General features: G+C 60.4%; 16 protein-coding genes. 6 read left to right on the forward strand and 10 right to left on the reverse strand.

Annotated features, from left to right (window positions below; translation table 11 throughout):
- Positions 1–16 precede the first annotated feature (16 nt).
- Positions 17–559, reverse strand: coding sequence for a molybdenum cofactor guanylyltransferase (locus tag C4S63_RS03755; RefSeq protein WP_063507998.1), 543 nt, complete (start codon positions 557–559; stop codon positions 17–19).
- 78 nt (positions 560–637) lie between these two features.
- Here C4S63_RS03755 and C4S63_RS03760 point away from each other — a divergent pair, with 78 nt between their 5' ends.
- The 5 genes from C4S63_RS03760 (at position 638) to C4S63_RS03780 (ending at position 5,328) form a co-directional block, all read left to right on the forward strand.
- Positions 638–2,593: an ATP-dependent DNA helicase gene (locus C4S63_RS03760; RefSeq protein ID WP_062817747.1), complete on the forward strand. Its 1,956-nt coding sequence runs from the start codon at positions 638–640 to the stop codon at positions 2,591–2,593.
- A complete protein-coding gene (gene tsaB, locus C4S63_RS03765; RefSeq protein WP_103916756.1) occupies positions 2,590–3,264 on the forward strand; it encodes a tRNA (adenosine(37)-N6)-threonylcarbamoyltransferase complex dimerization subunit type 1 TsaB in 675 nt (224 codons plus the stop codon). The genes C4S63_RS03760 and tsaB overlap by 4 nt, the downstream gene beginning before the upstream one ends.
- Positions 3,261–3,695 carry a thioesterase family protein gene (locus C4S63_RS03770; RefSeq protein WP_062817749.1) on the forward strand — a complete coding sequence of 145 codons (435 nt, stop codon included), beginning with the start codon at positions 3,261–3,263 and terminating at the stop codon, positions 3,693–3,695. Before tsaB ends, C4S63_RS03770 begins: the two co-directional genes overlap by 4 nt.
- 109 nt (positions 3,696–3,804) lie before the next feature.
- A complete protein-coding gene (locus tag C4S63_RS03775) occupies positions 3,805–4,602 on the forward strand; it encodes an undecaprenyl-diphosphate phosphatase (RefSeq protein WP_062817750.1) in 798 nt (265 codons plus the stop codon).
- Between the two features lie 3 nt (positions 4,603–4,605).
- The gene (locus C4S63_RS03780; RefSeq protein ID WP_103916757.1) at positions 4,606–5,328 is read left to right on the forward strand and encodes a class I SAM-dependent methyltransferase; all 723 of its coding nucleotides are present in this window, start codon (positions 4,606–4,608) and stop codon (positions 5,326–5,328) included.
- 209 nt (positions 5,329–5,537) lie between these two features.
- On the opposite strand, the gene plsB is transcribed toward C4S63_RS03780, so the two are convergent.
- The gene (plsB, locus tag C4S63_RS03785; RefSeq protein ID WP_103916758.1) at positions 5,538–8,039 is read right to left on the reverse strand and encodes a glycerol-3-phosphate 1-O-acyltransferase PlsB; all 2,502 of its coding nucleotides are present in this window, start codon (positions 8,037–8,039) and stop codon (positions 5,538–5,540) included.
- Positions 8,040–8,228: 189 nt separating this feature from the next.
- On the opposite strand from plsB, the gene C4S63_RS03790 reads away from it, so the two are divergent.
- Positions 8,229–9,098, forward strand: a complete 870-nt coding sequence (locus tag C4S63_RS03790; RefSeq protein WP_200819503.1) for a Dyp-type peroxidase — start codon at positions 8,229–8,231, stop codon at positions 9,096–9,098.
- A gap of 159 nt (positions 9,099–9,257) precedes the next feature.
- Here C4S63_RS03790 and C4S63_RS03795 read toward each other — a convergent pair whose 3' ends face one another.
- The 8 genes from C4S63_RS03795 to dapC all read right to left on the reverse strand — a co-directional run bounded on the left by C4S63_RS03795 (position 9,258) and on the right by dapC (position 18,562).
- Complete coding sequence (locus C4S63_RS03795; protein ID WP_103916759.1) at positions 9,258–10,856, reverse strand: aldehyde dehydrogenase family protein; 1,599 nt, start codon at positions 10,854–10,856, stop codon at positions 9,258–9,260.
- Positions 10,857–10,990: 134 nt separating this feature from the next.
- Entirely contained in the window at positions 10,991–13,087 is a 2,097-nt protein-coding gene (locus C4S63_RS03800; protein WP_103916760.1) for an FUSC family protein, read from the reverse strand.
- Positions 13,084–13,962, reverse strand: a complete 879-nt coding sequence (locus C4S63_RS03805; RefSeq protein WP_062817756.1) for an HlyD family secretion protein — start codon at positions 13,960–13,962, stop codon at positions 13,084–13,086. The genes C4S63_RS03800 and C4S63_RS03805 overlap by 4 nt, the downstream gene beginning before the upstream one ends.
- Positions 13,963–13,971: 9 nt before the next feature.
- Positions 13,972–14,172, reverse strand: a complete 201-nt coding sequence (locus C4S63_RS03810; protein WP_062817757.1) for a DUF1656 domain-containing protein — start codon at positions 14,170–14,172, stop codon at positions 13,972–13,974.
- 265 nt (positions 14,173–14,437) lie between these two features.
- Positions 14,438–15,565: a succinyl-diaminopimelate desuccinylase gene (gene dapE / locus C4S63_RS03815; RefSeq protein ID WP_062817758.1), complete on the reverse strand. Its 1,128-nt coding sequence runs from the start codon at positions 15,563–15,565 to the stop codon at positions 14,438–14,440.
- 201 nt (positions 15,566–15,766) lie between these two features.
- Positions 15,767–16,801 carry a 2,3,4,5-tetrahydropyridine-2,6-dicarboxylate N-succinyltransferase gene (dapD, locus tag C4S63_RS03820; RefSeq protein WP_062817759.1) on the reverse strand — a complete coding sequence of 345 codons (1,035 nt, stop codon included), beginning with the start codon at positions 16,799–16,801 and terminating at the stop codon, positions 15,767–15,769.
- 42 nt (positions 16,802–16,843) lie between these two features.
- Positions 16,844–17,191: an ArsC family reductase gene (locus tag C4S63_RS03825; RefSeq protein WP_103916761.1), complete on the reverse strand. Its 348-nt coding sequence runs from the start codon at positions 17,189–17,191 to the stop codon at positions 16,844–16,846.
- Between the two features lie 189 nt (positions 17,192–17,380).
- Positions 17,381–18,562: a succinyldiaminopimelate transaminase gene (dapC, locus tag C4S63_RS03830; RefSeq protein WP_103916762.1), complete on the reverse strand. Its 1,182-nt coding sequence runs from the start codon at positions 18,560–18,562 to the stop codon at positions 17,381–17,383.
- Positions 18,563–18,565: the final 3 nt, after the last annotated feature.

Genomic DNA, 18,565 nt, shown 5'->3' on the forward strand with positions numbered 1-18,565 from the left:
TCCTCGTAACGCGTTCTTATATCTCTTTGTGATTCAGATTCTGTAGCGGCGTGGCCACGGCCACCGGGTGCACAGGGACCTGCTCCAGCCAGCCGTAGGCGCTACGACCCCCGTTATCCAGATAGCCATGCAGGGACGCACGCCAGGGTTCCGCGTACAGCGCCAGGCAAAGGGGCTGGCGGCGTATCGGGTCCTGGGCCACACAGACGTGATCCGGCCCGGCCTTTTTCAGCAGGTCGCCGGGCATGGGGCCGGGGGGTTGTACCAGGTCGCAGGGCAGGCACAGACAGAGTCCCTGGCTGGCATCCAGTGCCGCTTCCAGCCCGGCCATGGGCCCCTGGAATCCGTCCCGTTCATCGCTGACCACCTGATCCGCCCAGTGCCGGTAGGTGGTCTGGTTGCGATTGGCGCTGATCACGATGCGGGCGGGGGAGGGTGTCAGGTGATCCAGCAGGTGGGCAATCAGCGGTTTGCCGTCCAGTTCCAGTAATCCCTTGTCGGCGCCGCCCATTCGTTTTCCCTGGCCGCCCGCCAGGATGATCAGGGTATAGTTTTCCACGCCCAACTCCTTTGGGGTTCCGCAGGTGAATGGTATGCTCTGTCGCTTGCTTCCCTTCCGACATCCTCAGGACATCGTGTGACCAGCGCCCGTAACCATCTTACCGATCTGACGCGCTTTGCGCCGCTTTTGCCGGGCTATCAGCCCCGTGAGGCGCAGCTGGCCATGGCGGACGCCGTGGATGCGGTCATCGGTACCGGTGGAACCCTGATGGTCGAGGCGGAAACCGGCACCGGTAAAACCCTGGCCTACCTGGTGCCGGCCCTGTTGTCGGAGGGGCCAACGCTGGTTTCCACCGGCACCAAGAGTCTCCAGGATCAGCTTTTCTTCAAGGATGTGCCGCTGGTCAAGAAAGCCCTGGGCCTGCCGCGCAAGGTGGCGCTGTTGAAAGGGCGCGCCAATTATCTGTGCCCCTATCGGATGACCCTGCATCAGGAGGAGGCGCGCTTTCTGACCCGGGAAACCGCCGAGCAATTGCAAATCGTGGCCCATTGGGCCGGGCGCACCCAAACCGGTGACATTGCCGAGCTGCAACAGATTCCTGAAGACGCCCCGGTATGGCCCTGGGTCACCAGCACCGCCGATAACTGTCTGGGGACGGACTGCCCCAATTATCAGGAATGCCCGTTGATGAAGGCCCGCAAGGAAGCCCAGGAGGCGGACCTGGTGGTGGTCAATCATCACCTGTTCTTTGCCGATGCGGCCCTGCGCGGGAATGGTTCGGCCTCGGAGCTGTTACCCAGCGCCAATACGGTGATCTTTGACGAAGCCCATCAACTGCCGGAAATCGCCGCCGCCTTTTTCGGTGACACACTGAGTACCCGTCAGGTTCAGGAACTGGGTCGTGACAGCCTGTCCGAAGCCGGACACACCGCCGCCGACCTGGCGCGGCTCAACCAGTTGATCGCGGCGGTGGAGAAGGGCTGCCTGGATCTGCGTCTGAGTCTGGGGGACGGCGAACGTCGTGAGCCCTGGTCGGAAGTGGCGGAAAAGGACGCGGTCATTGAAGGGGGCGAAACCCTGCTGGCGGCCCTGCGGGATCTGGAAATGTTTCTGGGGCCCCTGGCCAAGGCCAGCCGTGGCATGGAAGCCTGTGCCCGCCGGGCCAGTGAGCAGGTGGACTGCCTGGCGGCGTACCTGAAAGGGGAACAGCCCAACCGGGTGTACTGGTTTGAAACCTTCAAACGCACGGTGGTGTTGCACAGTACGCCCCTGTCTGTGGCTGCCCAGCTGCGGGCCCAGCGTGAGCGCCAGCCATGTAGCTGGGTTTTGACCTCGGCAACGCTCTCCGTGGGCGGTCGTTTTGAACACATCCAGAAACGCCTTGGCATGGACGCGGCGACCACCCTGCGGCTGGAAAGCCCGTTTGATTTCAAGCGTCAGGCGGTCTTTTACGCCCCGGAGGGGCTGCCGGCGCCGAATGATCCCGGTTATACCGCAGCTCTCTGTGACGCCATGGTACCGGTGATCAATGCGGCAAAGGGGCGCACTTTTTTCCTTTTCACCAGTCACCGGGCGCTGCGCGAGGCTGCCCAGTTACTGCGTCCGCGCCTGGACTACCCGTTGCTGGTGCAGGGGGAGTCCGGGCGGCGGGAGTTGCTGGACAGCTTCCGGGAAAAAGGCAACGCGGTGCTGCTGGGCACCAGCAGTTTCTGGGAAGGCATTGATGTCCGCGGCGAGGCCCTCAGCTGCGTGATTATTGATAAACTGCCTTTCGGTTCCCCGGGGGATCCGGTGGCGGCGGCGCGTATCGAACATATCAATCGCAATGGCGGTAATGCCTTCCGCGATTATCAGCTGCCCCAGGCGGTACTGGCCTTGCGCCAGGGCGCCGGGCGCCTGATCCGTGATCCGAAAGATACCGGTCTGCTGGTCGTTGCGGATCCCCGACTGCTGACGCGCAGCTACGGAAAATTATTTGTTAACAGCCTGCCAAACATGACCCGCACCCGGAAGCTGGACGTGGTACAACGGTTTTTTGATTACCTGGCCCGGCAACAGCAAGGGCAGGCAACGGAACAGATGGAATCATGACACGAATTCTGGCTCTGGAAACCGCCGGCGAGACCTGCTCGGTGGCCATCATGGACGGTGACGAGGTGCTCGAGCATTTTGAGCAGGCCCCCCGTCGTCAGACCGAAAAAGTGCTGCCCATGGTGGAGGCGCTACTGGCGGAATCGCAACTGACACTGCGCCAACTGGACGGCATTGCCTTTGGCCATGGTCCCGGTGCCTTCACCGGCGTGCGGGTGGCGGCGGCGGTGACCCAGGGGCTGGCTTTTGCGGCAGACTTGCCGGTGATCGGCATTTCAACCCTGGCCGCCTGTGCCCTCAGTGCTCAGGACATTTCCCCCCATCGGGATGTGATTGCAGTATTTGACGCGCGTATGGGAGAAATTTATCTGGGTGCCTATGCCTGTGAGGAAGCGGGTGCCCGTGCCTTGGCCGATGACGGCCTGTTTCACCCGGATACCTTGCCGGCCTTGCCGGAAAAAGACTGGATGATCGTTGGTTCCGGTCTGGTCTATGGTGAGGCGCTGCGCAAGGCCTATGGCGCAAGTCGCTGTGAGGCTGACGTGCATCCCCATGCGAAAGCGGTAGCACAGCTGGCATTATCGGGTTTCCAGCGCGGGGAAGGGGTGAGTGCGGAACAGGCACAACCGGTTTATCTTCGCGATCAGGTAATTCAGGGAGCAGTACGATGATCAATTGGGACCTTCCCAATGTGCATGAACTGGCGGTAACCGTGCCAGCCGAAGCCATTGACGTGATGGGGCATGTGAACAACACCGAATACCTGCGTTTCATGGAAAAAATTGCCTGGGACCATACCGCGTCCCTGGGGCTGGGCTGGGACCTGTATCAGAAGCTCAACCGGGGCATGGTGGCCCGGCACACGGAAGTGGATTATCTGGCCCCGGCTTTCGAAGGTGAGCACCTGAAAATCGGCACCTGGATCGTGGAAAACGACCAGCGTATCAGCATCACCCGTCGTTACCAGATCGTTCGCGAATCAGACGGGCGGACCTTGCTGCGCGGTCGCACCCGTTGGGTGTGCGTGGCACTGGATTCCGGCAAGCCCCGTCGCATGCCCCCGGAATTCCTGCAGGGCTACCAGATTACCGCCAGCGAATAGAAAAACGTTACGAGTCACGAGGAGCGAGGTACCAGTCGCGAAAAGCAAACCGGTTTTGATTTTCGCAACTCGCAACTCGTCACTGAAGTTTCATTAACAAGGACATTCCATGGATTGGTTCCAGGCCCTGGTGCTGGCCCTGATACAAGGCCTTACCGAATTTCTTCCCATTTCCAGTTCTGCCCACCTGATTCTGCCGTCTCAGGTTTTGGGGTGGCCCGATCAGGGGCTGGCATTCGATGTGGCAGTCCACCTGGGCACCTTGATGGCGGTGATGGCCTACTATCGCCGGGATCTGTTTGCCATGATCGGCGGTGCCGGCGTGGCTGTGACACAGCGCACCATGAATGAGGATCTGAAGCTGGGTCTACTGGTGGTGCTGGCTACCATCCCGGCAGTGGTATTCGGTTTTCTTGGTGGCGACTGGATCGAACAGGAGTTGCGTTCCGCGCTGGTCATCGCCATCACCACCCTGGTATTCGGTGCCTTGCTGTGGGCAGCGGATGCGTTTGGCAAGCGCCAGTTCAGCCTGGTGCGCCTGGGCGTCTTGGGGGCGATCTTTATCGGTCTGGCCCAGGCCTTGGCGCTGATTCCCGGCACCTCGCGCAGCGGCATTACCATTACCGCGGCGCTGGCACTGGGTTACCGGCGCGAGGATGCCGCCCGTTTCTCCTTCCTGCTGTCCATTCCGGTGATTCTTGGCGCTGGCCTATTGAAGACAAAGGATCTGATCGAACAGCAGCTGGCGGTGGACTGGGGAATGATGGCCCTGGGCGTGGTAGTCAGTGCGGTGACCGCCTACCTGACCATCGTGTTTTTCATTCGCCTGCTTGAGCGTATCGGTATGCTGCCGTTTGTGGTGTATCGCCTGATCCTTGGCGTTGCGCTGCTGGCGTGGCTGGCCTGATCCATGCCCGGATCGATGCTGGGCCTGTTGCCCGGGTGCCCCGAAGGGCTTCCCGGTACCCCGGTCGAGGAGGCTGGCAGGGCAGAGGAATTGGGTTTGTCGCTGGTGCTGGGCTGGCACGAAGAGCGCCTGAGCCTGTGGCGACCGGAAGGCCGGGAAACTCCCTTGAGTGTCAGTTTCAATGATGGCAAACAGGGCTACCGGCTGACGCCGGAGCGGGTTCGACACGAACGGTTGATCAAGGCACTGGGCAAACCCCGGCAAGAGACTCTCACCGTGCTGGATGCCACTGCCGGTCTGGGTCGGGATGCAGCCCTGATTGCCATGGCGGGTTTTCCCGTGCTGTTGGCTGAGCGCTCGCCGATACTCCATGCCATGCTGGCGGACGGTTTGCAGCGGGCGCCCGGGGAGCTGGCTGAAGCCATGCAATTGTTGCCCTGCGCTGATGCTGACACGCACACCTTGCCGCCACTCCATGCGGTCTATCTGGATCCCATGTTCCCGTCCCGGGACAAAAGTGCCGCCGTTAAAAAAGACCTGCAATGGCTGCAGCAGTTGGCAGCGTACCCGGATCAGCAGGAAGAAACGGCTTTATTGGAGTGGGCGCTAGGGCTTGACCCGCAACGGGTCGTGGTCAAACGACCCGGCAAGGCAGAGCCGCTGGCAAAACGCCGCCCTCACCACCAGATTGCCGGTAAGGCTATTCGTTTTGATGTTTATGAGTAAAATCTCGCCTGACAACACAGGTGCGCAAGGTGCGATAGTCAGACGAGTCATCTTGATTGAGCGGTTAGCGGGTGCAGTTCGCTACGCTCAGTGCACCCTACGAGCAGAGCGCTGGTCAAAAGGGGAGAGGTAGGAGCTTGCCTGCAAGCGAAACGGCGTTGATCGAAAGATTGCCGCCAGCAGGCTGGCTCCTACGGTAGCCAACCCCGTCAGGCGCTTGCCGGTTTTTCCTCCACCAGGTGCTCAATGTCGGTAACCCGCGTCACCCGTTGAATGGCATCGCTGATATCCGGGCTGAGGATACGGCGGGCTTCATCGTCGAGGGATTCCAGCTTGTCATCAAAGACCAGCGCACCGGCACCGTCCGTGGTGACCAGTCCGGTGCCGTACAGCTGGCTGATGAAGTTTTTCAGCACTACCTTGTCGAAGAATTCCGGAGAGTTGAATTCGTAGAGCAGCGACAGTCGTTGCGCGGTCTGGTGCGCCAGTTCCCCCAGCTGCTCGGCAGTGAGCATGCCTGACCCGTATTGGACCAGCAGGCGAATGGTCAGGTAGTAACGCTCCAGTGATGGCATTACCGTCTGGCCGAGATGATCCAGCATGTCGGATTCGTGGGTGTGGATAGGGGCACCGTGCAGACAGTTATCCTCACGGCTGATCAATTGCTCGGCTTCCAGCACATCCACAGTCTTGCTGACTGCCTGGGACAGGTCATCGCCATCCTGCCAATGGAGATAGTATTCATTGCGCAGGAAGGGGTAGAGCAGGTGGACCATGCTTTGCAGGGTGTCCATGCTGATGGAGCGGGCGTTCATCACCAGGGAACAAATCAGACCGGGAAGAATGAACAGGTGCAGGCTGTTGTTGCGCACATAGGCCATCTGCAGGGCCGTTTTTTCATCGGTGGTGACCACGTCTCCCAGCTTGTGCTCGATGCGCTCCAGGAATTCGTTGTCGAGACCATACTGGATGATGGCAGAGGCATCGTCCGTGGCGATGGAGGCGCTGTCGCTGTAGGGCGCCTGCTTCAGCAGGGCGATGTACAGATTCAGCTGCTGGCGTAACTGGGCCACATCCATGGTGTGCTTGGGGGACGCCAGCAGGGCCAGGCTGAGCAGGTTGATCGGGTTGGCCACTGCCGCCGCATTGATGGATTCCACCACTTCCTGCCCCAGCTCATTGACCACATGCTTGAACCAGGCGGGGTTTTCACTGGCGGCCAGATCCTCGCTACGCCAGGCACCATGGTGTTGATCCAGAAAATCCACCAGCTTGATGGGTTCGCCGAAATTCACATGCACCTGGCCGAAATGACTGCGCAGCACCGACAGGGACTTCATCAGCCCGCCAACGGATTCCTTCTGCTTTTTCTTGCCATGCAGCTCGCCGATATAGGAGCCGGACTCGATAACTTTTTCGTAGCCCACATAGACGGGAACAAAGGCAATGGGTTTGCGTGCATCGCGCAGGAAGCTGCGCAGGGTCATGGCCAGCATGCCGGTGCGGGGTTTGAGCATCCGGCCGCTGCGACTGCGACCGCCCTCCACGAAGTACTCAATGGAGTAGCCGCGCACGGTGATGGTATGCAGGTATTCGCTGAACACCGTGGCGTAAAGGGGGTTGTCCCGGAAGCTGCGGCGCATGAAAAAGGCGCCGCCACGGCGGAGAATGGTGCCAACAATGGGCATGTTCAGATTGATGCCAGCGGCAATGTGTGGCGGCACCAGGCCGTTCCGGAACACCACGAAGGATAACAAAAGGTAGTCAATGTGGCTGCGGTGGCAGGGCACATAGATCACTTCATGATCCCCGGCGACCTTGGTCAGGTTGTCCATATTGTACAGCCTGACCCCGCCATACAGCCGGTTCCAGACCCAGTTCAGGAACAGCTCAAGGAACCGGATGACGGTATGGGAGTAATCTGCCGCGATTTCCATGGCATAGCGCCGGGCTTTGGCTTCCACCTTCTCGACGCTGGTTTCCTGACGCTCAGCCTCGGCACGGATAGCTTCCTGTACCGGAATGGATTCCACCACGGTATTGGTGAGAGTGCGCCGGTGTGACAGGTCCGGCCCAATGGCGGCCTCCTGCTGTCGGCGGAAATGCACGCGCAGGATACGGGAAGCCTTGCGGACGGTCTGTTCATCCGTGGGGCACTGGTCTACCAGGGTGCGCAGGGACATGGGCTTGCTGAAATGGACGTACAGCTGTCGGCCCTGGGTGACGATAATAAAGAACTTCTTGATAAAACCTGCCGGCGACCAGTTGTCGGAAAACAGGATGCGCCACATGGAGCTTTCCTTTTCCGGACGACGACCCCAGAACACGGAGACCGGGACCAGCTGCACATCGGCTTCCGGGTTGGCGCGCAGTGCGCTGACCAGTTTTTCCAGCCGGGGCGGTGAGACCGGGGTGCGCTGCCGGCCATTGCTGAATTTGCGACGGTAAAGCTGGAAGTAACTGTGGCTCAGGTGGCTCTTGCCCAGCGTCAGGCCATGCAGGGCGGAAGCCAGGCCCAGCTGTCGAGCGGATTGATCGGCTGCGGCGGCGTCGGCGGCAGAGCGATCGCGCAGCACATAGACCACCGGAGTATTCGGGGCAAGCTGCAGTTCGTCGGGGTTGGAAGGCAATGCGTTAGCACGTGTGCACAAACGCAGAAAAATGCGGATCAGGAAAAAGCCCAGGCGATCCAGGCCAAGCCAAGGTGTCATAGTCGGATTCAGTTAACCAATGTGGACCAAGTGTAGCGAAAGGCCCGGGCAGGGAACACCAGCGCATATTTCAATTTGTTTCAGAATTGCGTCCGAAATCTTGTACGTATGTTCCTGATATTCACGGGAACCCGCCTTTGAGCCCTGCTACACTGGGTGTGAGAGATGACCAGGACTAAGGAGTGACAGGTGTCGACACCGCAAACGGGGATTTTTGATCGTAGTTATCAGCATCATCTGTTCTTCGAATTTTGCCTCAGCAGTGGCCAGGACATACAGGCGGTGAAAGCCGCACTGGGCCAGCTTAATGCGCTCAAAAGCGGGAAGACGCCGGTGTTGATGGCGTTTGGCCCGGCCCTCTGGGAGCAGCTGGATAGCCGGTTCACCTTCCCGCCGTTTTCCCTGGAGGGGCATGTGCCGGCCACCCAGGGCGATCTGTGGATCTGGGTTCAGGCGAAAGAGCGGGGAGACCTGTTCGACACCGGCATGCAGGTCCGGGATGCGGTGGGGGAGTTGTTCTCCACGCAACTGGAATTAAACAGTTTTGTCTATCACGACATGCGTGATCTGACCGGGTTTGTGGATGGCATTGGCAATCCCACCGGAGACAAGGCAGAAAAGGCCGCCTTCATTGCTGAGCCCCATCCTGGCGCAGGCGGCAGCTGGGTGCTGAGCCAGAAATGGGTCCATGATCTGAAATCATTCAATCAGCTGCCGGTGAACGAGCAGGAAAACGTGTTTGGCCGTACCAAGGAAGATGCGGTGGAGTTCGATGAAGAGCGTATGCCGCCGGATTCTCATGTGGGCCGCACCGACGTGGATCGGGATGGCGTTCCCCAGAAAATGTGGCGCCGTTCTGTCCCCTACGGTGACAGCACCGAACACGGCCTGTATTTCCTGGCGTTCTGCTGCGAACTGGACCGCTATGACTATCTGCTACGCCGGATGTATGGCATCGCCGACGACACCGTCAAAGACCGCCTGCTGAACTATACCCGCCCGGTAATGGGCTCATGGTGGTACGCGCCGGATCAGGAGTGGCTTGATAAGATCAGTTGACAGTTGATAGTGGACAGTTGACAGCGTCGCGAGGAACAACTGTTTTGACCTGAAACGCAAGAGGCCGCGCCCGTATACCGGGCGCGGCCTCTTGCGTTTCAGTAACAGACAATCTGGATCGCGCAGCTGTCAACTTTCAACTGCTAACTGTCAACTTATTTAGTCCGTTTTCCATTTGGTAAACATCTTCTTCACCAGGAACGGTGTGAGTTTCAGTGAGGCACTGAGCATCTGGCCGATGCCCCTGGGGAAGACGAAGTGCAGAGCATTCTTGATGCCGTTGTAGGTGGCTTCGTCGAAGGGGTACCAGAAGATGTTGCGCTTGGAGGGCAGGATGTCCCAGTTGACCACTTTGGCCTGGGTCATTTCTTCCAGACCTTCCGGGCCATGGGTGCGGCCAATGCCGGACTCCTTCCAGCCACCCCAGGGGGTTTCGGACAGGCCGTGGCTGTAGAGGTGGTCGTTGATGGTGGTGACCCCGGACTGCAGGCGGGCGGCAATGGCGCGGCCGCGCTTGTTGTCTTTGGTCCATACCGAGGAGGTCAGTGCCAGTTTGGATTCGTTGGCCTTGCGAATGGCTTCTTCTTCGTTGGCCACACGCTGCACGGCTATCAAGGGCCCGAAGGTCTCGTCGCACATGGTGAGCATGTCGTCGGTGACATTGGTGAGCAGCGTGGCCGGGTGGAAGAAGCCGTTTTCCACATCGCCCACCGGGCGGGACTGGGCTTCGATCCGGGCGCCCTTGGCCAGGGCATCTTCCAGATGTTGCTGCACGGTGCGCAGCTGGCCGGCGGTGGTCAGACTGCCGATATCCACATCGAAATCCTTGCAGCCGACTCCGTGACGCAGCTGGCGGGTCTTTTTGGCAAGCAGATCCACAAACTGGTCGTAGACCGCATCTACCACATACACCCGTTCCACGCCGCCACAGCTTTGTCCGGCATTCTGGTAGCCGGCCCAGGCGGCGCCGTTGGTGGCACGTTCCAGATCCGCGTCTTCCAGCACCAGCATGGGATCATTGCCGCCCAGCTCCAGGGACACCGGGGTGAGGGTTTCGGCGGCCTGGGCCATCAGGGTCTTGCCGGCGGGGACGCTGCCGGTGAAGAACAGTTTGTCCACGCCATTCTCGAAAAAGCCGGTGGCCACTTTGGAACCGGAGCCGACGATATGATGGAACAGGCCTTCGGGTAACTCACCGGCAGCGATGATCTGCTCGATAGCACGGCCCACGGCCGGCGTGGCGGCAGCCACTTTCAGCAGCACGGCGTTGCCGGCCATCAGGCCCATGACAATTTCGCCGAAGGGAATGGATAGCGGGTAGTTCCAGGGGCTGATGATACCCACCACACCCAGGGGAACACGGAGCATGTGGGTCTTCTTGTTGAAGAACAGGATGCTGCCGCCGGGGCGGCTCTTTTCTTTCAGCGTTTTTTCAGCGTTGTTCGCATACCACTTGCAGGCCAGGGCGCAGGGCAGGACTTCCGTGGCCAGGGCGTCGGTCAGGGTCTTGCCGTTGCTCTCGCTGACAGTGCGAGCCAGGTCGTCAGCCCGATCCACGATGTAGCTGCGCATCATGGTGATATGGCGAGCCCGTTCCTTGAACGATTTGGCCGCCCAGATGGCCTGGGCTTCTCGGGCTTTGCTCATGATCTCCGGCAGTTTGGCCAGATCGGTTTCATTCAGCTCCGCCACGGCGGTGCCGGTGGCCGGGTTGGTATCCAGTACGGTCTTGCTGTCGAGTTTTTCTTGCGCGGTCATGTGAGGACGTCTCCATCACGACAGGCCGCCAGGGCGGCCTGTGGGCAGTTCAGAGGGGGCCAGTGTCTGGCGCCGGGAAAGGCGCATAGGTAAACACAGAGTAGACATCCTGGCTAGTGCTGTTCGGGCCGATTTCAGGCGGTGACGCCCCGGTTTTGTTGCGTTTGTGCCAGGCGATACGCCATGCGCTCGAAAGTCAGGGCAATTCGCTCAAGGGCACCGGCAATCAGCTCCCGGTCGCGCTGGGCCAGGTTGCCAGCGTCTTCCATGTCCAGTTTGAGCTTTTCCGACTGTTGGCGAAAGCCCTCGTCGACTTTGCCCTGGGAGCAGGCCTGATAGGCGGCCGACAGTGCCAGTTGCCACCGGTTGGCGCTGTCTGCCAGGGAAGCAGGGGCATTACTGCGCAGCCGGCTTTGAATCCACAGGGAGACCTGGCCCAGGTTCAGCCCGGTGAGCCCCAGGTCAGTGAAGTGGCGGTGTGCCTCTGGCAGCGCCTTGTCACAGATGGTCAGCCAGCGCAGGCGGTCGGCCATGCGCGCATTGAACCATTCCTCGTTAACGTTGGCGTTGCCGCCGGAAGCCTGGGACGGAACTCCCAGAAGCGTCAGATCCGCAGCGGTCTGGCGGATCAAACGTCGTCGCAGGTTGGGGCCATTGGGTGGGGTAATCAGCCGGAACATGAGGAAGGCGATGGCAATTCCCGTACTGATCGCCAGCCCGTTACTGGCCACTCTGGCCACGTCAAAATCCATGGCGTTACCCGGCTGCACCAGAATGATATAGGGCGTGCAGAATCCCAGTCCCAACGGCAGGGTCAGTCGTTTGCTGATCGCCAGCAGGCCGATAAACAGGGGCGCGCCGAGAATCAGGATGAGCAGGGGAAAGTTGCCGTTATTGATCGCCAGCAGGGGCAGGGTGAAGAACAGTGCCACCGGTGTGGCCAGCACGGAACTGAACGTGGCCCGCTTCAGTACCTGATCCGGTTCGGGCAGTCGTGCAAAGAGGATCGTGAACATGACCGGCATGATCATCAGCATGATCGCCATGGGGCTGGCCGTACCGACCCAGAGGCCCGCTGCAAGGGCAAATACCAGCGCACTGCGCAGGCCCACGGCGGCGGCGATTTGCAGATCCCGATAGGGTTTCAGGCCCTGGGGCCGCAGCTGTACCTCGTGGCTCATATGCAGGGCCCGGTTGGCTTCCAGCGCCAGGATCAGATCAGCGGTCAGGTTCTGGGCGACCTGGAAGAAGCGACGCTGCAATGGCGGCGCATCATCGGCCTGGTCTCCCCGGGCCTCTCGCAATTGCTGGCGCAGGGCCTGGGCCTCTTTCATGGCCTGTTCGGCGGAAGGGGTTTCGCGCATGCGCTGGAAGGCGGTCCGCAAGGCATCCAGCAGGTCGCGCAGGGCCGGGGTCAGCAGATCGTCGTGGTTGCGCATCAGGCGCCCGATCACGCGAATGCGAGCGACCAGCGACAGGGTCTTGTGGCAGATTACCGTGGCTGCGCGGGCTCGCCCCGGCCCATGGCTGCCTTCGTAGTGAACCGCGCTGCTGTCATCACTGAGGGCAAAAATACCCTGCAGCAGGGTATCCACCTGATGGTGCCGTTTGGCGTGGGTGCCCGCCGGGTCCAGTTCCAGTTCCAGATAGGCCAGTGTCTGGTTGAGGGCGGTACGGGCATGCTCCTTGAGCAGGCTGCTGACCCGCACCGGCCATAGCAGGCTGCTGACCAGGGTGGCGCAGAGGGCGCCAAGAATGATTTCGCTGACCCGGGCGTTGGCAATGTGGAAGATGCCCAGACTGGAGGTGTTGGCCGGGTCGACAATCGCCAGCACCACAATGAGGGTGGCGGTGATCCCCGCCATGGCAAATCCGTAGATAAAATTGGCCTGGCGTACCCAGGCGGAGGCGCCAGCGTTAAGCCCGATCCACAGGGTCAGTGCGCCAATGGCGAGGGCCGGGTAGGGCAGCAACCAGGCCAGAATCAGCAGCCCCACGGCGCCGCCCACCAGGGTCCCGCCGATCTGGCAGAAGCCTTTTTCAATGACCAGCCCGGTCTCCGGACGAACTTGCAGGAAGACGGCGGAAATCAGCGCCCAATAGGGCCGGTCCAGCTGTAACAGCATGGACAGATAGAGTGCCAGCGCCATGGCAATGACACCCTTGGTGGCGAACAGGACAGACTGGCGGTCTGGAGTGAGCAGGACGGCCAGTCGCGGATCCAGTGTCATTGGTCGCTCTGGTTTTCCCGCTCGTGGAGTCGCACGGTGGCGGTCATGCCGGCGGCCAGCAGGATGTCGTCGGGGATGTGGTCCAGTTCGATATGGACGGGAATGCGCTGGGCCAGCCGCACCCAATTGAAGGTCTGCTGGACCTGGGGCAGTAACTGGCCGTCGGTCTGGGTGTTGGCGTTGGCGATGGCCTGTCCCACGCTGGTGACCTTGCCGCGCAGTTTGCGGGCGCCGTTCATGAGCACCACCGTGGCTCGCTGGCCCACTTCCACCATGGGTAGCTTGGTTTCTTCGAAGTAGCCGGTGACATAGAAGCTGCCGGCTTTGACCATGGAAACCACCGGGGTGCCCTGTTTGACGAAGTTACCCTGTTGCAGGGTCAGGTTGACGATGGTGCCGTCTGCGGGAGCTTCCACCTGTGTCCGCTCCAGGTTGATTCGGGCGCTGGCCACTTCGGCTTGGGCCAGCGCCACATTGGCGGCGGCTAACTGGGCCTCAATACGCGCACTATCCAGCTCTTCAGGGCTGATGCTGTTGCTGGCGTGCAGCTGCTTGCGCCGTTCGTACTGGTGCTCGGCCAGGCGCAGGGATTCCTGCTCGTGAAGCAGCTGGGCTTCCGCCCGTGCCAGGGTGGCCCGGTAGCGGATGTCATCGATACGGAACAGGGGGTCTCCCTGTTGTACGGTCTGATCGTCTCGAATATGCAGTTCCCGTACCCAGCCGGACACATCCGGAGAGAGTGTAATGATCTCGGCGCGCACCTTGCCGTCGCGGGTCCAGGGGGCATAGAGGTAATAATTCCACACCCAGTTGCCGGCCAGCAGGGCCAGAATCACCAGCACTACGGTGAGCAGAATGCGTAGCGGTTGTTGCATGAATTGTCCCTAGCTCAGCGCTCTCAGGAAAAGGGCTACAAAGCAGATAAACAGTGACAGATAGACCCAGGCACTCTTCCAGAGTTGCTGATGCCAGCCCAGTTTGCGCAGCAGCAGGAAGGTCAACAGGGTAAGCACCATGCCCAGCAGCACGAACAGCACCATGGGGCTGATCAGCAGTCCGCCAACCGGAATTTCATGCAGCCACATCGTTGTTTCCCGGCAGTGTCATGTTAGCGAGCATGGTAACGGATAATTCGGGGCCGCTGTAGGAGCATCGCTCGAGGTGCGAACCGCGCATCAGCAAGGACCGAAAAGGAGCTTCCTGGCTCGACAGGTTCAGAAAGACACTCGAAATGGTTTCCCTCGCCAGGGCTCGGGTTCGCACCTCGAGAGGTGCTCCTACAGGTGCCATAAGTAGAGGCCGGATTAGCCTGTTTCCGCGCTACGGACACCCTCGGCAACGAGTGCCGATTCACTGCATCAGCTTTTCGAGCAGGCGGGTGTAGATTCCGGTCAGCGTATTCAGCTCACTGATGCTGGTGTGCTCGTCCACCTTGTGGATGGTGGCATTGATGGGGCCCAGTTCCACCACCTGGCTGCCGGTGGGCGCAATAAAGCGGCCGTCACTGGTGCCACCGGCGGTGGACAGCTCGGTGTCGCGCCCCGTGATATCGCGAATCGCCGCGACGGCAGCATCCACCAGGGCGCCTCGATCGGTGAGGAACGGCTGGCCGGACAGGGTCCATTGCAGGTCGTAATCCAGGCCATGCTTGTCCAGGATCGCCTCGGTACGTTCGCGCAACAGGGCATCTGTCAGCTCCGTGGAGAAACGGAAATTGAAGATGACCTCACAGGTGCCTGGGATCACATTGGTGGCACCGGTGCCGGCGTTGATGTTGGAGATCTGGAAACTGGTGGCGGGAAAGAACGCATTGCCCTGATCCCATTCCGTGGCGGCCAGTTCGGCCAGGGCTGGTGCCACATCGTGGACCGGGTTGCGGGCCAGGTGCGGGTAGGCCACGTGGCCCTGGATGCCTTTGACTGTCAGGCGAGCCCCCAGTGAGCCACGGCGCCCGTTCTTGATCACATCGCCCACGGTGTTGGTGGAGGAGGGTTCGCCCACCAGGCAGTAGTCGATATGTTCGTTGCGGGCCTGCAGATGCTCGACCACCTTGACGGTGCCGTTCACTGACGGTCCTTCTTCATCGGCGGTGATCAGCAGTGCCAGGCTTCCCTTGTGTTCCGGGTTGGCGGCAACGAAATCTTCAATGGCCACCATCATGGCCGCGATGGAGCCTTTCATGTCGGCCGTGCCACGGCCATAAAGCAGATCGCCTTCCTCGGTGGGGGTGAAAGGGTCGTACTTCCACGCTGTCACATCCCCGGTAGGGACCACGTCGGTGTGGCCGGCAAAGGCAAATACCGGTCCCTCCGTGCCACGGCGGGCCCACAGGTTGCGGACCTCCTCGAACCAGAGGGTTTCGCACTGGAAACCGAGGGCTTCCAGTTTTTCAATCATCCAGTCCTGGCAGCCTTCGTCCTCAGGGGTAACGGAAGCGCGGCGGATGAGTTCCTTGGTGTAATCGAGGGTGCGGGACATGACGATTCCAGTATCGGTGATTCAAAGCCGCTGTAGGAGCACCTCTCGAGGTGCGGAGGGTGGTTGCGAGTCACGAGTTACGAGAAGCGAACGGCAAAACCGGTTTTGATTTTCGCAACTCGTGCCTCGTTACTCGCTTCTGGCCTTGGTTCGCACCTCGAGAGGTGCTCCTACAGGTGGCCCGGTCGGGGGCTTGGAGCCTCAGTTGTGTTTGTGCAGCTCTTCGTTCAGGGCGATGGCGCTCTTGTTGGTCAGGCACTGCACCGCACCATTGGTGGTGTTGCGGCGGAACAGCAGGTCGGACTGGCCAGCCAGATCGCGGGCCTTGACGGTGTCCACAATCTCGCCCTTGTCGTCCAGCAACTGCACCTTGGAACCGGAGGTGATGTACAGGCCGGCTTCGATGGTGCAGCGGTCTCCCAGCGGGATACCGGTACCGGCATTGGCGCCCAGCAGGCAGCCTTCGCCCAGGGAGATGATGATGTTGCCGCCGCCGGACAGGGTGCCCATGGTGGAGGCGCCGCCGCCAATGTCGGAGCCTTTGCCCACGAACACGCCGGCGGAAATACGGCCTTCGATCATGCCCGGGCCTTCGGTGCCGGCGTTAAAGTTGATAAAGCCTTCGTGCATGATGGTGGTGCCTTCGCCCACATAGGCGCCCAGACGCACCCGTGCCGTGTCGGCAATCCGTACGCCCTTGGGCACCACGTAGTCCGTCATCTTGGGGAACTTGTCCACGCTGTTCACTTCCAGCACCTTGCCGTTAAGGCGGGCCAGCAGCTGACGCTCGGGCAGTTCGTCCAGATCCACGGCACCTTCGTTGGTCCAGGCCACGTTGGGCAGCAGCGGGAACATGCCGGAGAGATTGACGCCGTGAGGCTTTACCAGACGGTGGGAGATCAGCTGCAGTTTCAGGTAGGCCTCCGGGGTGGACGCCGGCTCCGCATCGGTTTCCAGCACGGTGAGAACCACAGGACGATCGGATTCCTGGAACGCCACCGCATAGCTGGCTTCATGTTCAAAGCCGGCTTCACGCCATTCGCGGGCAATGTGCTGCACCTGACGGTGGGTCAGTTCGATGGCGGCATTGCCACCTTGATAACCCAGTTCCTCGCGGATCACTTCCACCAGTTTGTTATCCGGGTTGATGGCCGGATCCGGGTAAAACACTTCCAGCCAGTTGTCGTTGCGGTTCTTGGTGCCGCAGCCCAGGGCGATGGCGAAAAAGTTGCTCATGGTGTCCTCTCTTCAATGCGTCGAACGACAGGCGTCTGACGCTTAATTCAATGTGTCTTTCCACTCGTCGGCCTTGAAACCGGCGAGGATGAAATCGTCGTTCTGCAGAATCGGGCGTTTGATGATGGACGGATTCTCCGTCGCTACGGTAATCGCCTTTTCCGTGTTCATGGATTCCTGGACCGCATCATCCAGCTTTTTCCAGGTGGTGCCGCGTTTGTTGATCACGGTTTCCCAGCCCAGTGCTTCCAGCCACTGACGAAGACGTTGCTCAGGCACGCCTTCCTTTTTGTAGTCATGGAAGTGATAGACGATACCGTTGTCGTCCAGCCACTTCATGGCTTTCTTCATGGTATTGCAGTTCTTGATACCGAAGAGGGTCAGTTCCATGTCGGTTCCTTCTAACGCTTTCTGTAGGAGCGTCGCTGGCGGCGCGAATCAGACCGGGTGGCGAGTCACGAGTTTCGAGTTGCGAAAACCTTAAAACAATGCTGGTTTTACGTTTTTGACCTTCGAAACTCGCTTCTCGTAACTCGAAACGCTTGTCTCCTTGCTGTCAGCACCGCGCCTGCGGCGATGTTACAGCGTATCCAGCAACGCCTTGATCCGTTTCGCCCCTTCCACACATTCTTCCAGTGGTGCCACCAGCGCCATGCGAACCCGGTTCTTGCCCGGGTTCTTGCCATTCACCGTGCGTGACAGGTAGCGGCCGGGAAGGACGGTCACATTCTGTTCAGCTTGCAGGCGCTGGGCGAATTCCTCATCGGAAATCGGTGTCTTCGGCCACAGGTAGAAGCCCGCTGCCGGGGCGGATACCTTAAGAGCGCCACCGAGAATGTCCAGTACCGCGTCGAATTTTTCCCGGTACAGGGCCCGGTTCGTTTCCACGTGGGTTTCATCATTCCAGGCTGCGATGCTGGCCAGCTGATGATGCATCGGCATGGCGCAGCCATGGTAGGTGCGGTAGCGCAGGAAACCCTTGAGGATTTCGCTGTCACCGGCCACGAAACCGGAGCGCAGCCCCGGCAGGTTGGAGCGTTTGGACAGGGAATGAAACACCACGCAACGGCGGTAGTCATCCCGGCCCAGTTCCGCACAGGCCTGAAGCAGGCCGGCGGGGGGCTTGTCCCGGTAGATTTCCGAATAGCACTCGTCCGAGGCGATCACGAAATCGTACTTGTCGGCCAGCTGTATCAGGGCCTTGAGCTGGGCCTTGGTCAGGGTGGCCCCGGTGGGGTTACCGGGGGTGCAGATAAACAGCAGCTGGGTGCGAATCCAGGTGTCTTCGCTGACGGCATCGAAATCCGGCTGCAGGCCGGTGTCATCGGTGCAGGGCAGATACACGGGTTCGCCACCGGCCAACAGGGTGGCACCTTCATAGATCTGGTAGAAGGGATTGGGCATCAGCACCAGCGGCTGACGCTGGCGATCGATGACCGCTTGGGTGAAGGCAAACAGCGCCTCCCGGGTGCCATTCACCGGGAGTACCTGGCTGCTGGCATCCACGCTATTGAGATGGAAGCGGCGCTTCAGCCAGGTCGCAATGGCGTCGCTCAGCTCCGGAATGCCGGCGGTGGTCGGGTAACGCGACAGCAGGGCAGTGTTGTCGCGCAATACCTCTTGCACGAAGTCCGGTGAAGGATGTTTCGGTTCGCCAATGGACAGGGCAATGGGGGACTTGTCCGAGCCCGGCAAGTCCTTGAACAGGAGCTTCAGTTTTTCAAACGGGTAAGGGTGCAACCGTTCCAGATCTGGGTTCATAGG

It is taken from the genome of Alcanivorax sp. DSM 26293 (assembly GCF_900107995.1).
GTDB lineage: Bacteria > Pseudomonadota > Gammaproteobacteria > Pseudomonadales > Alcanivoracaceae > Alcanivorax.